15 protein-coding genes are annotated in these 15,283 nt (G+C 27.7%); 11 read left to right on the top strand and 4 right to left on the bottom strand.

Translation table 11 applies throughout. From position 1 onward, the window contains the following. Positions 1-30: 30 nt before the first annotated feature. From ACH36K_RS17955 to yaaA, 4 genes are all read left to right on the top strand, one after another. Entirely contained in the window at positions 31-1,833 is a 1,803-nt protein-coding gene (locus ACH36K_RS17955; RefSeq protein ID WP_411168951.1) for a MutS-related protein, read from the top strand. A gap of 134 nt (positions 1,834-1,967) precedes the next feature. Beyond that, positions 1,968-2,861 (top strand): exonuclease domain-containing protein, encoded by an 894-nt coding sequence (locus ACH36K_RS17950; RefSeq protein ID WP_411168950.1) that lies wholly within the window; start codon positions 1,968-1,970, stop codon positions 2,859-2,861. A 115-nt stretch (positions 2,862-2,976) separates the two neighbouring features. Next, positions 2,977-3,393 (top strand): CBS domain-containing protein, encoded by a 417-nt coding sequence (locus tag ACH36K_RS17945; RefSeq protein WP_411168949.1) that lies wholly within the window; start codon positions 2,977-2,979, stop codon positions 3,391-3,393. Between the two features lie 25 nt (positions 3,394-3,418). Further along, positions 3,419-4,183, top strand: a complete 765-nt coding sequence (gene yaaA, locus ACH36K_RS17940; RefSeq protein ID WP_411168948.1) for a peroxide stress protein YaaA — start codon at positions 3,419-3,421, stop codon at positions 4,181-4,183. A 53-nt stretch (positions 4,184-4,236) separates the two neighbouring features. On the opposite strand, the gene ACH36K_RS17935 is transcribed toward yaaA, so the two are convergent. Genes ACH36K_RS17935 through ACH36K_RS17925 form a run of 3 tightly spaced genes read right to left on the bottom strand, consistent with a single transcriptional unit; the run spans position 4,237 to position 6,279 of the window. Continuing rightward, positions 4,237-4,884 (bottom strand): DUF1292 domain-containing protein, encoded by a 648-nt coding sequence (locus ACH36K_RS17935; protein WP_411168947.1) that lies wholly within the window; start codon positions 4,882-4,884, stop codon positions 4,237-4,239. Between the two features lie 8 nt (positions 4,885-4,892). Continuing rightward, positions 4,893-5,546 (bottom strand): PspA/IM30 family protein, encoded by a 654-nt coding sequence (locus ACH36K_RS17930; protein ID WP_411168946.1) that lies wholly within the window; start codon positions 5,544-5,546, stop codon positions 4,893-4,895. Positions 5,547-5,562: 16 nt separating this feature from the next. Beyond that, positions 5,563-6,279 carry a hypothetical protein gene (locus ACH36K_RS17925; RefSeq protein ID WP_411168945.1) on the bottom strand — a complete coding sequence of 239 codons (717 nt, stop codon included), beginning with the start codon at positions 6,277-6,279 and terminating at the stop codon, positions 5,563-5,565. Between the two features lie 363 nt (positions 6,280-6,642). On the opposite strand from ACH36K_RS17925, the gene rpsA reads away from it, so the two are divergent. Continuing rightward, positions 6,643-7,791, top strand: coding sequence for a 30S ribosomal protein S1 (gene rpsA / locus ACH36K_RS17920; RefSeq protein ID WP_411168944.1), 1,149 nt, complete (start codon positions 6,643-6,645; stop codon positions 7,789-7,791). 98 nt (positions 7,792-7,889) lie between these two features. On the opposite strand, the gene pyk is transcribed toward rpsA, so the two are convergent. Continuing rightward, positions 7,890-9,308 carry a pyruvate kinase gene (gene pyk / locus ACH36K_RS17915; protein WP_411168943.1) on the bottom strand — a complete coding sequence of 473 codons (1,419 nt, stop codon included), beginning with the start codon at positions 9,306-9,308 and terminating at the stop codon, positions 7,890-7,892. Positions 9,309-9,465: 157 nt separating this feature from the next. Here pyk and ACH36K_RS17910 point away from each other — a divergent pair, with 157 nt between their 5' ends. The 6 genes from ACH36K_RS17910 to mreC all read left to right on the top strand — a co-directional run bounded on the left by ACH36K_RS17910 (position 9,466) and on the right by mreC (position 15,282). Next, entirely contained in the window at positions 9,466-10,920 is a 1,455-nt protein-coding gene (locus ACH36K_RS17910; RefSeq protein WP_411168942.1) for an aminoacyl-histidine dipeptidase, read from the top strand. Between the two features lie 210 nt (positions 10,921-11,130). After that, entirely contained in the window at positions 11,131-11,838 is a 708-nt protein-coding gene (locus ACH36K_RS17905; protein ID WP_411168941.1) for an SPOR domain-containing protein, read from the top strand. Positions 11,839-12,081: 243 nt separating this feature from the next. Next, on the top strand, positions 12,082-12,648 hold the full coding sequence (locus ACH36K_RS17900; protein ID WP_411168940.1) for a Maf-like protein: 567 nt from the start codon (positions 12,082-12,084) through the stop codon (positions 12,646-12,648). A 56-nt stretch (positions 12,649-12,704) separates the two neighbouring features. Next, positions 12,705-13,394 (top strand): RadC family protein, encoded by a 690-nt coding sequence (radC, locus tag ACH36K_RS17895; protein ID WP_411168939.1) that lies wholly within the window; start codon positions 12,705-12,707, stop codon positions 13,392-13,394. 17 nt (positions 13,395-13,411) lie between these two features. Continuing rightward, positions 13,412-14,431, top strand: a complete 1,020-nt coding sequence (locus tag ACH36K_RS17890) for a rod shape-determining protein (protein ID WP_411168938.1) — start codon at positions 13,412-13,414, stop codon at positions 14,429-14,431. Next, positions 14,431-15,282, top strand: coding sequence for a rod shape-determining protein MreC (gene mreC / locus ACH36K_RS17885; RefSeq protein WP_411168937.1), 852 nt, complete (start codon positions 14,431-14,433; stop codon positions 15,280-15,282). Before ACH36K_RS17890 ends, mreC begins: the two co-directional genes overlap by 1 nt. Position 15,283: the final 1 nt, after the last annotated feature.

The following is a 15,283-nucleotide window of genomic DNA, read 5'->3' as shown; positions in this document are numbered from 1 at the left end:
GTAAAATAATGGAATAAGGGTGGTGTAAATATGAGCAAAGCTTTAGAGTTTTATGAAGAACAAATAGAAAAATATAATAAAGATATAAAAGAGTTAAATGGTGATATATCTAAATTTTCTATTTTAAGATTAATTATAGTTATAATGGTAGCTATAACTTCTTATTATTTTTATAGAAAAGAAAATATTATTTATTTAATTTTATCCATATGTATATTCGTGACAATATTTATTTTAGTGGCCTATTATCATAATAGAAAAATAAATAAGAAAAAAGAATGTGAAGTATATGTAAAAGTAAATGAGACTGGAGTTTCTAGAATAAATGGAAGTTTTAAAGATAAAGAAGACAATGGGGAAGAGTTTATAGATGATAAACATGCCTTTATAAATGATTTAGATGTATTTGGCAGAAACTCTCTTTTTCAAATGATAAATTCAACTAAAACCAAATTTGGTAGAATAAAATTATATGAGATGCTAAGCTTGAAAAGGACTCCTAGTAAAGATGATATATTAAAAAAACAAGAGGCAATTAAAGAACTAGGAGATAAAGTTGAGTGGAGACAAAGGTTAGAAGTTAAGTCAACTCTTAAAAAAAGTGGATCAAAAGATATAGATGATCTTTTAAAGTGGGCAAAGACAAGTGGAAATATAAATAAAGCATTTGAAATAGTTCCATATTTATTTATAGGACTTACTATGATCTCTTCATTATTAGTAATTTTAAGAATATTACCAATAAGTTATCTGATATTAATATTCATGATTAACTATCTTGTTGTAAAAATACTTACAAAGGATTTAGTACCAGTAATAAAGTTATTTGATAAACATAAAAAAGACATAGAAGCATACACAAATTTATTAATATTAATAAATCAAGAAAATTTTGATTCTAAACTTTTAAATGAATTAAAATCAAAGTTAAATAGTATTGAAAGTCAAAGTTGTGTTGAGAAAATGAAAGCTCTTAAAAGATTAGTTGATTGGTTAGGTGACAGCTCATCTAATGCATACTATCTATTATTAAATGTAACAGTATTATCTGATATCTTTATATTAAGAAATTTAGAACAATGGAAAAGAGAAAATGGAAAAAATTTAGAAAATTGGCTTAATATAATGGGAGAAATTGAAGCATTGTCAAGTATAGCTAATATTACATTTGACTTTAAGGAATGGAGTTATCCTACAATAAGTAATAGTAATATAATAGAAGGAATAGATATAGGTCATCCTATGCTAGGAAAAAAAGCTGTTGTAAATAGTTTTAAATTAGATTCACAGGCAAAGGTAGCATTAATTACAGGTTCAAATATGTCAGGAAAAAGTACATTCTTAAGAACTATAGGATTAAATTTACTATTAAGTTATATAGGTGCTCCAACTTATAGCGAAAGCTTTAGTTGTGGAATTTTTAGTATATACACATGTATGAGAACAAAGGATAATTTAGAAGAAAGTATATCATCATTTTATGCTGAAATACTAAGAATAAAAATACTTATAGAAGCAGCAAAAAAAGGGGAAAAGGTATTTTTCTTATTAGATGAAATATTTAAAGGAACTAACTCAAAAGATAGGCATGAAGGAGCAAAGGTTCTTATAAATCAATTAGTAAATAATAAATCTGTAGGGATTGTATCAACCCATGATTTAGAATTATGTGATTTAGAGAAAACAAAGGTTTGGTTAAAAAACTATAATTTTCAAGAGTATTATAAGGAAAATAATATAAAATTTGATTACAAACTAAGAGAAGGAAGAAGCAGGACTCAAAATGCAGTTCATTTAATGAAGCTAGCTGGTATTGATTTTAATGATAACTAGAAAAGTGAAAGTAGCAAAGTCTTGCTACTCTTTCTTTTTAAATTTATTCAAGTAGAAATCCCATTTTATAGTGAAAAGTATCAAGAAAAATGGCATAATATACCTATGAGTATAATTGATTGAGGGGTATATCAATGGCGTTTATAATAATTGATTTAGAATTTAATAATTTAGAAGGAATACATAAGTATTATCCAAATATATTTAAGGAATATCCAAATTTAAAGAGTCTAGAGCTAGATAACGAGATAATAGAAATAGGTGCGATAAAACTAGACAACTATATGAAACCAATGGAAGAATTCAAAACATATATTAAACCATCTTTAATTACTGTATTAAATCCCAAAATATCTGAAATTACAAATATAAAAGAAAGTGATTTAGAAAATGGAGTAACATTTCAGGATGGTATAGAACAGTTAGCTACTCTTATAGATGAGGGAGATATTATTTGCTCATGGGCGAAGGATGATATTATAGAAATAATAAATAATGCAATATATCATAAATATGATAATTTAAACTGGTTAAAAAATTATCTGGATATACAAGAATATTCAACTAAGATATTAGCTAAAAAGAAGTCTTTAAGCTTGAAAAATGCTCTTGAAGAGTTGAAAATAAAAGTTGATAATGATAAATTGCATGATGCGTTAAATGATGCTATATATACTTCCCTTGTTTTTAAAAGAATATATAACTCAAGAGTATTAAAAAACTATATTATAAAAGATATTTATAATATGCCAGCAGTAGATGTTAAGAACTTAGAAGAATATGAGCTAGATGTAAATAAGATTAAAGAAAAATGTCCAAAGTGCAATATTGATTTACAAATTGAATACAATTTAAGACCTATAAAATGGAGATTTGTTTCAATAGGAAAATGCCCAAGATGCAATAATAAGGTTATTAATGAAGTGATAATAAAAAAGACTTTTACAGGTGAAGAAGTTTACAAGGAAATTTCTACAATTATTAATGAGGTAGAATATATGAATTATAGCTATAGGATGGAAAAGTAGATCATAAATTAATAAACTATTAAATAATTAAAATTTTAAAACAATTACATTATAATTATGATAAAATGTATATGTGATCGAGTTTTAAATTTGATGTATGGGAGAATGATAAAATATGAATATAGCATTTTTTTTAACACCTAAAAATGAAGTTATATATGAATATTTAGATGCAACTATGAGACAAGTTATAGAGAGAATGGAACATCATGGATATACAGCTATTCCTTTAATAGATAAAGAGGGAAAATACGTAGGAACGCTTACTGAAGGTGATTTGCTTTGGAAACTTAAAAGTACACCTGATTTAAATTTTAAAAATACAGAAAATGTAAAAATTATAGATATTCCAAGAAAAAGAAAACATAAGAGTGTTTCAATAAATTCAGATGTAGAAAGTTTAATTTCACTTTCTACAAACCAAAATTTTGTACCAGTAGTAGATGATGAAGGAATATTTATTGGTATAATAAAAAGAAGTGATATAATTAATTATTGCTATGGTGAAATGATAAAAAAGAAAATAGTATAATTTTAAATATAAAGGAGGATTGGTTATGATAATAGTTATTTCTCCTGCAAAAACTTTAGATTTTGAAGAAAAAGATAATAACTTACCAATGAATGAACCAAGATTTTTAGAAAAATCCAAGAAGATAATTAAGGAACTTACTAATTTTGATAGCTATTCTTTAGAAAAGCTTATGAAAATAAGCAGTAAACTAGCAGTATTAAATAAAGAGAGATTTGAAAAATGGACAACTAATTTAGAAACTTCCAAACAAGCATTATTGGCTTTTAGGGGAGATGTATATAGAGGGATGGATGTAGGAAGTTTATCACATTCAGAACTTTTTTATGCAAATGATCATTTAAGAATTCTATCTGGATTATACGGAGTATTAAGACCTTTTGATGGTATTAGTGAATACAGATTAGAAATGGGAACAAAGCTATCTGTAAATAATTTTAAGGATTTATATGAGTTTTGGGACGATACTTTAGAAGAAAGCATTTTACAGGAGCTAAATACTCATAAAAATAAAACTTTAATAAATTTAGCATCACAAGAGTATTTTAAAGCTATTGAAGGTTTAACTAAAAGTCAAGAAGTAAATGTAGTTACTCCTATATTTAAAGAGTTTAGAGGAGATAAGTACAAGATAATATCTTTAAATGCAAAGAAAGCTAGAGGCATGATGACTAGATATATAATTCAAAATGAAATAGAAGATATTCAAGAGATTAAAAAATTTGACTTAGATGGATATCAATATAATGAAGAGTTATCTACAGAGAAAGAACTTGTATTTACAAGATAATTAACTTAATAAATTAAAAAATATACCCCGCCTTTTTAGGTGGGGTATATTTTTTAAGCTTGTTCATAAGTTTGGACAATAAGATTAAACTCATTTTCATCGGTTATTTCACCAAATTCATCTGATGAAATTCCAGGGTAGTAATATAAGATGAATTTATCATTAGAATCTTGAATGTTTTCTAAGACTATATATAATCTATCATCTTCACAGTTTTCTAATGTGGCTAAAACTTTATATCTACTTGCTTTACCTGTATTATTATTAGTTAAATCTAAAATGAAATCTTTATGGGACCTAACATTTAATTTAGATTTATCACAATTTTTTATATATGAGTTAAATCTACAACCACTGCAACTTTTAAATTTACATTCTTTTATGCAATTTAAACATGAGCATTTGGAACAATTGCTAAACTGATTAAATGCCTCAAGGTTATTTTGTTTATAGTCTGTTAAATTTAATATGGTGTCATCTTTTTTAAAGAAGCTAAATTTTTTATTTCTAGCAGAATACTCTCCATAATTTAACATTTCCATATACTCCTTTAAAATAGGGAGCTTAGAATAATACTTTCTTTTTCTTAAGATACTTTCATCAAGAAAGGGGCTGACTTCACTTATTGCATATGTTATATCAGTATAAACTTTTCCAATGCTATCCTTTTCCTTATTTATAAAATCAATAGTATTTGACATTTAATCACCTAATTTAAGTTTTTGTATTTTTCAAGTTCTAAATCTAAATCAACAGTATCTAAAGCTTCAAATTCACTATCAAATGTATCAACATCTTTAAGCTCACCTAATCCGTTAGCTAAGGCTTCATGTTTTTGAATTTTTCTTTCTATGCTATCAATTTCTATAGAATTTGATTTTGTTTGAACATTGGCAAGAACTTCATTAACCTTTTGTGTAGCTTGTGCGTTACTATATCTAGCAGCAGCTTCATCCCTATAATTTCTTGTTTTTTCGATTTCTGATTCTAATTCAGCAAGATTTTTCTTAATCGCGTCAGCTTGGCTTCTTGCAGTTTCATAACTAGATTTTAAGCTTTCATATTTCTTTTCAGCTTCAATTTTCTTTGCTAACGCTCTTTTAGCTAAATCTTCATTATTTTTAGAAAGAGCTAACTTAACTTTATCATCAAAATCTTTTACTTCTAATTGTGAAGCTTCCATTTTCTTTTTTATTTCATGTGCATTACCAATTATTTGAGCAGAGTTTAATTTAGCTGAGTTAAGTTGTTTTTCCATATCCCTAACTTTTTGATCTAGTAATTCTATTGGATTTTCCATTTCGTCTAAAGTAGAATTAACTTTTGATTTAAACATATTTGACATTCTTGTAAAAATACCCATAATGATCCTCCTAAAATTAATATTTTCTATTTTTTAAATAAGCTTTTACTACAACAACTATAATTATAAAAATTAGTGCTACGGTAAATATTGATCTAAAAGAGAAACCAGATTGCCCTCTGCCAAATCCAAAATGTCTCATAGCAGATAAACCATAAGCTATTTCACCAAAAGATGACCCACCACCATAACTATTTGTTGTATTCTTATAATCTTTATCTTGGGTGCTTTTGTTTTCATTTGAAGAACTATCTGAACTATCTTTCTTCTCATTATCAGTAGTGCTGAATGAACCGGATGAGAAGTTTTTAGAAGATCCAGATTTTCCTTTATCTACATCGCTAAATGAACCACTCTTATATCCATTTGATGAAGTAGACTTTGAATCTGAACTTTTAGTATCAGTTTTGTTATCACTTGTTTTAGAACTAGTAGAGCTACTAGAATTACTTGTTTTAGAGCTACTAGACCCATTACTAAAAGATCCACTTTTAAAAGAGTTTGAAATATTTGATTTTCCACCACTAGACTTAGAAGTACTGGAACTAGATTTAGAGCTAGAGCTAGATTTGGACCCTCCAGAACTTGTAGGTTTAGCAGATACAGTTATCTCTCCATGAGTAACATTATCAAAAATAGATATTGTATCAATTAGAAAACTAGAAGTTAGAAAAACAAAAGTTAAAATTAAGGTAAATATTAGTTTTGTATTCTTCCTTTTTATATATGTCACCTCCAAGAATAAAGATTGTATTTATATATTATAGTAAAAAATGTAATTCCTCAAAACTGATTTAAAGGCAAATTTGGGTAAAAAAATAAGAAATATCTCTTAAAACTTACATTTGCTTTTAAAATCGTAATTATACTTATATTTAGAGATAATATTAAACTTATTAAGAGTTAATACATAACCTTTTAATGATATTTTCTAAACTACTTAATTTAATAATATACTTAATTATAGCATATTTAAATTCAATAATAGTAATGCTATATTTAATTATTAAAATATTAATAATCTTAAATACTTGTAATCAATATCATATTATTCTAAAATTAATTTATGATACAACAATTTTAAGGAGTGAAATACATGACAAATCAAAATTTTGAAGAAACAATGGGGGATTTATTAAAAGATTTCGATGTTAAAAGAATAAATACAGGAGATATTTTATCTGGTGAAGTAATCGATGTTAATGATAAAGAAGTTATGGTAAATATCAACTATGCATTCGATGGAATTATTTCTAAGGAGGATTTAACTAATACTGATAAAAATCCAATGGAAGTCGTAAGTAAAGGAGATAAAATAAAAGTATATGTTTTATCTCCTAATGATGGAGAGGGATATGTTAAGCTTTCAAGAATAAGAGCTTTAGAAATAACTGAAAAAGAAGAGATTGAAAAAGCTTTTAATAATGAAGAAAACATAACTGTATATGTTAAGGAAGAAGTTAAGGGTGGATTAGTTTCTTACTACGGAAATACAAGAATATTTATACCAGCTTCATTAGCTTCAAGAGAAAGAATAGAGCTAAGTACATTAGTAGGAAAAGAAATAGAAGTTAGAATTATAGAGTTAGATTTTAAATCAAGAAGAATAGTTGCATCAAAGAGAGTTTTAGAAGATGCTATATATGAAAATAAGAAAAAAGAGTTATGGAAATCAGTTAAATCAGGAGAAAAGAGAACTGGGGTAGTTAAAAAAATAATTAGAGCTGGAGCAATAGTTGATATTGGAGGAATAACTGGCTTAATTCATTTAAATGACTTATCTTGGGGCAGAGTACACAGAGCAGAAGATGTAGTTAATGTAGGCGATAAAGTTGAAGTATTTATTGGAGAAGTAGATAGTAAAAATCAAAGAGTATCTTTAATATTAAAAGACATAGATAAAGATCCATGGGAGACAAATGGAGCAAACTTAAAAATAGGAGAAATTTTAGAAGGCAAAGTTGTTAAATTCCTTAACTTTGGAGCATTTGTAGAGTTATTTCCTGGAGTGGAAGGGTTAGCTCATATAAATGAAATATCAGAAGAAAACATAGCTAAACCATCAGATGTATTAAAACTAGGACAAAATATAAAAGTTAAAGTTTTAGACGTTGATAAGGCTAATAAAAAAGTATCATTAACTATAAAAGATGCGGAAGAAAAATCAAAGGAATACTTACAATATAATGATTCAGATGAAGGCGTATCCTTAGGAGACTTATTTAAAGGATTATTTGAAAAATAAAGAATTAATTAAAAAACTCCCAAATGGGAGTTTTTTAATTTTTTGTAATTAAGAAATGATTAATTATAGAATTAAGCAATATAGTTACTAATTTAATATTATACTTTTTCAATTTTTAACATATTAGTTCCACCAGTAGTAGCGCTTGGCATTCCACCAGCAATTATTATATCATCACCTTTTTTAGCAAATGATAAATTAGTTGATACCTTTTTTGCTTCACTTAATATTTCATCAGTAGTAGTAAATATTTCGCATTTAGTAGGAAAAATACCAAAATTAAGGTTTAATCCTCTTCTAACTTCTTCATAAGGAGTTATGGCTATAATAGGACATTTTGGTCTGTATTTAGATATAAGTTTTGCTGTTGCGCCACTATTAGTAGCAGCAACAACTGCTTTTGCATGTAAAAGGTTTGAACTTCTACAAGCAGAATGACTAATTGCTTCAGAAAATGAAGTTAATGATGGTTCTTTTAACCTCTTATTTAAATAATTATAGTCTAAATTTGCCTCTGTTTCTATTGCAATTCTAGACATAGTTTCTGCAGCTTCTATAGGGTAATTTCCACTTGCGCTTTCTCCACTTAGCATTATTGCATCAGTTCCATCGAATATTGCATTACATATATCGCAAGCCTCTGCTCTAGTAGGAAGAGAGTTTCTGATCATAGAGTCTAACATTTGAGTAGCTGTTATAACTATTTTACCAGCTTCATTACATTTTCTAATTATGTTCTTTTGAATTATAGGAACTTTTTCAATTGGAATTTCAACTCCCATATCACCTCTAGCTACCATAATTCCATCTGAAGCTTCTATAATGGAGTCAATATTATCTACACCTTCTTGGTTTTCTATTTTAGCAATTATTTGTATATAATTTCCACTATGGTTTTTTAGTACATTTCTTACATCTTCTATATCAGAAGCTTTTCTTATAAAGGATGCTGCAACAAAATCAATTTTATTTTCACAGCCAAAGACTAAATCTTCTTTGTCCTTTTCTGTAATTGAAGGTAGATTAATCTTAACATTAGGAACATTAACTCCCTTATGGTTTTTAATAGTTCCTCCTACAGTTACCTTACATTGAATTTCGTTGCCTTTAACATTTTCAATTCTAAATCTTAATAAGCCATCATCAACTAAAATTTCACCACCAACTTTTACATCTTTGTAAAGGTCTAAATAAGATATAGTACACTTTTTATTATCTCCAAGAATTTCATCTCCACAAATAAATGAAAAATCTTGTCCTTCGTGCAATTCAACTCCATCATTTATAAAATTATGAGTTCTAATTTTAGGACCTTTAATATCCAATATAATTGCAGTAGGAGAGTTCATGTCTTCCCTGACTCTTTTTATAAGATCTATTTTCTCTTTATGTGTTTCATGAGTTCCATGTGAAAAATTTAATCTAGCAGCACTCATTCCAATTTTAATAAAATTTCTTAGAGTTTCTTCATTATCACTTGCAGGGCCAATTGTAAAAATCATTTTTGTTTTTTGCATAAAAATCACCTCACACTTAAAATTATTATGATGATAAAATTAAGAATATTTTGAATAATTATAATAAAAAAATAGAATTTAAGTATCATATATACTATGATATACTTAAAGCTATATAATAATTCTAACATAGTTTACTAGGAAGGGAGAAAAAAACATGAATATTTTACAAAATTTAGAGCCTAAAAATGTTTTTAGATACTTTGAAGAAATATCACAAATACCTAGAGGATCAGGTAATGAAAAAGCCATAAGTGATTATCTAGTTAATGTTGCTAAAAAATTAAATTTAGAAGTTATTCAAGATGAGGCACTAAATGTTATTATAAAGAAGCCTGGAACAAATGGGTATGAAAACTCCAATACTGTAATACTTCAAGGTCATATGGACATGGTTTGCGAAAAGAATAAAGGAACAAATCATGATTTTGCAAAAGACCCATTAAAATTAAGAATTATTGATGATATGGTTTATGCAACAGACACAACTTTAGGATCAGACAACGGAATTGCAGTAGCATATGCCTTAGCTATATTGGATTCAGCTGATATACCACATCCACCACTTGAAGTTTTAATAACAACGGATGAGGAAACAGGAATGTCAGGAGCAATGGCAGTTTCAAAAGAGCATATAAAGGGTAAAATATTATTAAATCTAGATAATGAAGAAGAAGGACATCTTTTAGTAAGTTGTGCTGGCGGTATTAGAAGTAAGCACATTCTAGATGTAGAATTAGAAGAAGTAAATACTTATAATAGTTTTTTAAATATAGCAGTAAGAGGATTAAAGGGTGGCCACTCTGGAATGGAGATAAACAAAGAAAGAGGAAACTCTAATAAAATAATGGGAAGAATTTTAAAATCTTTATCATCAAATATAGATTTTAGATTAGTTTCATTAAATGGTGGATCAAAAAATAATGCTATACCAAGAGAAGCAGATGCATTAGTAGCAATAAAAGCAGATGACATAGAAAAAGCTAAAGATATAGTAATTAAGTGGAATGATATTTTATTAAATGAATTAAAAACACAAGATCCTGGAGTTAATATTTCTATTTCAGAAAGTAATGAAGTTATAGAAAAGGTATTTACAAAGGAATCAACTGATAAAGCTATTAATTTATTATATTTAATACCAAATGGAATAAATACAAATAGTTTAGAGATAGATGGATTAGTTGAAAGTTCAACTAATTTAGGTGTAGTTACAACTAATAAGGATAAAATTGAGTTCGATAGCGCTATAAGAAGTTCTGTTGCATCATTAAAGGACGAAATAGTTTTAAGAAGCAAGACTGTAGCAGATATCATAGGAGCAAAATTTAAAACAACTGCTGGATATCCAGAATGGCAATATGATAGCGATTCTAAAGTAAGAGAAATTTGCCAAGATGTGCATAAGAGAATGTATGGAAAAGATGCTAAAATAGTTGCAATACATGCAGGTGTTGAGTGTGGACTATTTAATGAAAAACTAGGTAAACTAGATATGATTAGCTTTGGACCAGATCTTTATGATGTACACACACCACAAGAGCATATGAGTATAAAATCAGTAAAAAATGTTTGGGAATACTTATTAGAAGTTTTAAAAGAATTAAAGTAATTTTATGAATAAATAAAAATATATTTAAATAAAAAATAGTTAGGCTAGAAATTTAGCCTAACTATTTTTTATAGCTTTAATATTTGTACTTTCAAGAAATTTTTGTATTATAAAAAAATATATTAAATAATTTAAAAAATAAATTTACATAATGAATATTATTAAATGCAAAAGAATATATATTAATATAAAAGTGAGAGGGAGGATAAAATGAAGTACACGAAATATCAATACAAAAAGAAAAATGAAGGAGCAAAATTTTTAACTTCCTTGATTATGACTACTTTAACAGCAGTAGTTATAGGAATAATTGCAGCTTGGATATTATTAAAAATTATTCCTAATATAAATAATAGTGGAATAGCTGAAGAACCTGGGATAAATGTAAGTAATAATACAGAAGTTAACACACAAGTAAAAGAACAGAAATTTTCACTTATACAATGCGGTTATTTTTCAAAAGAAGATAATGCAAAACAGGTATTGGCTAAAATAAATAGCGATTTAAATTCTTTTATAGTAAAAGATGAAACAGGAAAGTTTAGAGTTTTAGCTGGAATATTTAAAGAAGAAGAAAGTGATAAAATAGTAGAAAAGCTAAAGGGAAAGGGGATAGAAAATGCTAAGATAAGCTTAGCATTAGATAAAAATGATAAAGTTCAAGGACAAATAGGTGCTATAACAGAAGGATATTTACAAATAATAAACACTGTAAGTGAAGATGAAGTGAAAGGTATAAATACAACTGATTTCAAGAAATGGACAAAAGAGTTAGATGAGATAAAAAGTGGGGATGGAATAGATGTTTTAAAGGAATATAAGAATCACATAGAAGCCTTACCAGAAGAAATAAGCAAAGAAAATACTGTAACTGAGTTAGAGTATATTTATTCAGTATTAAGCAAGATTAAAAAGTAAAAAAACAAGCTTTGGATAAAAATTACAAAACTATTACAAATAAATAAAAATTAAATAAAGAAAGGCAAAGCCACTTGTTTGAAATCTTATATAATGATAAACTATATAAGATATAAGATTGGTATAAGTGGCTTTGCCATTATATCTATGCATTGCTAATTTAAGTATTTTAAGATTTGCGTGTTTAAACCATACCATTTTGTCAATACTATAAAATATGTATAAAAATAGGATGTGATAGGTTTGAAATATGTTTTAGCGTCAGGATCAGAAAGACGACAAGAACTATTACACAGAATAGTAGATGAGTTTGACATAATAGTAAGTGACTTCGATGAAAGTAAGGTTTTATTTAAAGATAATATAGATAATTATGTAATTAATTTAGCTAAAGGAAAATCCCTTAGTGTTAAAGAGAGTCTAAGAGAAGATTCTATAATAATTGCAGGGGATACGATTGTTGTTTTAGAAAATAAAATCTTAGGCAAACCTAGTAATGAAAATGATGCGTATAACATGTTAAAGTTACTTAGTGGAAAAACTCATAGAGTTTATTCAGGAATAGTAGTTATAAACATGTATAATAAAAAAATAGAACAAGAATCTCTTTATACAGAAGTAAAATTCTCAAATTTAAGTGATGAAGAGATAAAAGCTTACATAAAAACTGGAGAGCCATTTGATAAAGCAGGAGCTTATGGAATACAAGGGTATGGTGGAGTATTTATAGAAAGTATAAATGGTTGTTATTACAACGTAGTAGGATTACCGTTAAATCTTTTAAATAAAATGCTTAATAAGGTTAAATAGTAATAATTAAGGGTATATTTATTAATAAAACTATTATTATTTTGAGGTGTAATTATATGAATAATAGTATAAAAGTTATAGATATACCAAAAGAAGAAAGACCTATAGAAAAATTATTGGTTAATGGACCTGAAGTATTAAGTAATGCAGAACTTCTTGCTGTGATTTTAAGAACAGGAACAAGAGGAGAAAATGTAATTTCACTAAGCACAAGGATACTTTCTGAGTTTGATGGACTAAATGGATTGTTGGAAGTAGGAATTAGTGAAATAACCAGTCTAAAGGGAATAAAAAACATAAAAGCAAGTCAAATTTTAGCTGTGGTAGAACTTTTTAAGAGATTTAATACTTTAAAGCTAACCAGAACAAACCAAAGAATATCATCTCCAAATGATATAGGAAGGCTTTTAATAAATGAGATGATGAATTTAAAACAAGAAGTGTTAAAACTAATAATGTTAGATACAAAAAATAATATTATAGGTATTAAGGATGTATTTAAGGGAAGTTTAAATGCATCAATAGTTCATCCAAGAGAAGTATTTAAAGAAGCTCTTAAAAAAAGTAGTTCAAGCATAATAGTTTGCCATAATCACCCTTCAGGAGATCCTACGCCAAGCAAAGAAGATATAAATATTACAGTAAGATTAAAAGAGTGTGGTAGAATAATGGGGATTGATTTATTGGATCACATAATAATTGGAAAAGAAAAATTTATAAGTTTAAAAGAAAAAGGAATAATATAAACGAAAGGGGAATTCATATGGGATTTTTCAGTAGTAATAAGGACATGGGAATAGATTTAGGAACAGCAAATACACTTGTGTTCGTTAAAGGAAAAGGTGTAGTTTTAAGTGAGCCTTCAGTAGTGGCTATAAATAGTGCAACAAGAAGACCTTTAGCTGTAGGGGCTGAAGCTAAATTGATGATAGGAAGAACTCCAGGGAATATAGTAGCTATTAGACCATTAAAAGATGGTGTTATAGCAGATTTTGATATAGCACAAACAATGTTAAAAAAATTAATTGAAAAGGTAAGTAGTAAAAGTGCATTTACTAGCCCAAGAATTATAGTTTGTTATCCATCAGGAGTAACAGAAGTTGAAAGAAGAGCAATAGAAGAGGCGGCTAAATTTGCTGGTGCAAGAGATGTAGTTTTAATGGAAGAACCTATGGCAGCTGCAATTGGAGCAGGACTTCCAGTTGGCGAGCCAACTGGAAGCATGATAGTTGATATTGGTGGCGGTACAACAGAAGTTGCTATAATCTCACTAGGGGGAATAGTTACTAGTAAGTCATTAAGAGTAGCTGGAGATGAATTAGATCAAGGAATAATGGCATATATAAAGAAAGAATTTAACTTAATGATAGGTGAAAGAACAGCAGAGCAAGTTAAGATGGAACTTGGTTCAGCATATAAAATTGATGATGAAGAAATCAGCATGGATATCAAAGGAAGAGATATGATTACTGGATTGCCAAAAACGGTGACAGTTACAGATACTCAAATTAGAGAGGCATTAAAAGAACCAGTATATGCCATCATTGAATCAATAAAGACAACTTTAGAAAAGACACCACCTGAATTAGCAGCAGACATAATGGAAAAGGGAATAATGTTAGCTGGTGGAGGAGCTCTACTAAGAGGGTTAGATATGTTAATTAACCACGAAACAAACATGCCTGTTCATATAGCAGAATCTCCACTTGATTGTGTTGTTTTAGGAGCAGGTAAGGCATTAGATAACTTTGATGAATTAAGTAAGAGTCAAAGAGGTCAATAATGAAGCTTCTAAAAAATAAACTGGCAGTTACTATAATAGTGCTGTCAGTTGCCTTTTTAGGCATAATTATTTATACAATAAATAATGAACAAAAACAGTTTGTTTCAAGTGGTGTAGGGAGCGCTGTAAATCCTCTTCAAAAAGTAGTTTATACAGTAAACAGCAAAATAAAGGGAACGGTAGATTTCTTTCTAAATTTTTCAAAGGTAAAAGAAGAAAATGAAGAATTAACTAAAGAAAATATAGAATTAGAAAACAAGTTATTAGAATACGATAAGCTAAAAGAAGAAAATGATAGATTAAGAGAAGTTTTAAATTTTAAAAATTCAAAGAATAATTATGAATATTTAGGCTGTGAAATAATTGGATATAGTGGAGAAAGCTTCTCGAGTGGATATATAATTGATAAAGGTGAAAATGTAGGGTTAAAGAAGGATATGGTTGTTATATCTAATAAGGGACTTGTGGGACAGGTTACTACTGTTGGATCAAATTGGGCGAGAGTTGAAAGTTTATTAAATGAAAATATAGCAGTTTCCGTAATGGTAAATAGCACCAGAGAAACCACTGGAATACTAAAAGGATATATAACACATAGTAGTGAAAATTTAACTAAAGTTACTAATTTACCTATGGATTCAGCAATAAAAGAAGGGGATGTCATAGTTACTTCTGGCTTAGGACAAATTTATCCAAAGGAAGTTAGAATAGGTGAAGTAACTTCTGTTGAGACAGATGAAGTTAAGGTGATGAAAACAGCTATAGTTAAGCCATATGTTGACTTTAACAAATTAGAGGAACTTTTTGTTGTTATTCCAAAGGAATCAAGAGAAGTAAAATATGATAATTAGA

The sequence above is a fragment of the Clostridium sp. MB05 genome, from assembly GCF_046581255.1.
In the GTDB taxonomy this organism is placed as follows: domain Bacteria; phylum Bacillota; class Clostridia; order Clostridiales; family Clostridiaceae; genus Clostridium.
This window is presented reverse-complemented; position numbering and strand designations above follow the sequence as displayed.

Excerpts from the sequence above, each read along its gene's own strand:
- yaaA (WP_411168948.1), top strand. The coding sequence starts at position 3,419 with ATGATAATAGTTATTTCTCCTGCAAAAACTTTAGATTTTGAAGAAAAA.
- rpsA (WP_411168944.1), top strand. The coding sequence starts at position 6,643 with ATGACAAATCAAAATTTTGAAGAAACAATGGGGGATTTATTAAAAGAT.
- ACH36K_RS17935 (WP_411168947.1), bottom strand. The coding sequence starts at position 4,884 with ATGTCAAATACTATTGATTTTATAAATAAGGAAAAGGATAGCATTGGA.
- pyk (WP_411168943.1), bottom strand. The coding sequence starts at position 9,308 with ATGCAAAAAACAAAAATGATTTTTACAATTGGCCCTGCAAGTGATAAT.
- mreC (WP_411168937.1), top strand. The coding sequence starts at position 14,431 with ATGAAGCTTCTAAAAAATAAACTGGCAGTTACTATAATAGTGCTGTCA.
- ACH36K_RS17910 (WP_411168942.1), top strand. The coding sequence starts at position 9,466 with ATGAATATTTTACAAAATTTAGAGCCTAAAAATGTTTTTAGATACTTT.
- ACH36K_RS17890 (WP_411168938.1), top strand. The coding sequence starts at position 13,412 with ATGGGATTTTTCAGTAGTAATAAGGACATGGGAATAGATTTAGGAACA.
- ACH36K_RS17905 (WP_411168941.1), top strand. The coding sequence starts at position 11,131 with ATGAAGTACACGAAATATCAATACAAAAAGAAAAATGAAGGAGCAAAA.
- ACH36K_RS17930 (WP_411168946.1), bottom strand. The coding sequence starts at position 5,546 with ATGGGTATTTTTACAAGAATGTCAAATATGTTTAAATCAAAAGTTAAT.
- radC (WP_411168939.1), top strand. The coding sequence starts at position 12,705 with ATGAATAATAGTATAAAAGTTATAGATATACCAAAAGAAGAAAGACCT.
- ACH36K_RS17945 (WP_411168949.1), top strand. The coding sequence starts at position 2,977 with ATGAATATAGCATTTTTTTTAACACCTAAAAATGAAGTTATATATGAA.
- ACH36K_RS17950 (WP_411168950.1), top strand. The coding sequence starts at position 1,968 with ATGGCGTTTATAATAATTGATTTAGAATTTAATAATTTAGAAGGAATA.
- ACH36K_RS17955 (WP_411168951.1), top strand. The coding sequence starts at position 31 with ATGAGCAAAGCTTTAGAGTTTTATGAAGAACAAATAGAAAAATATAAT.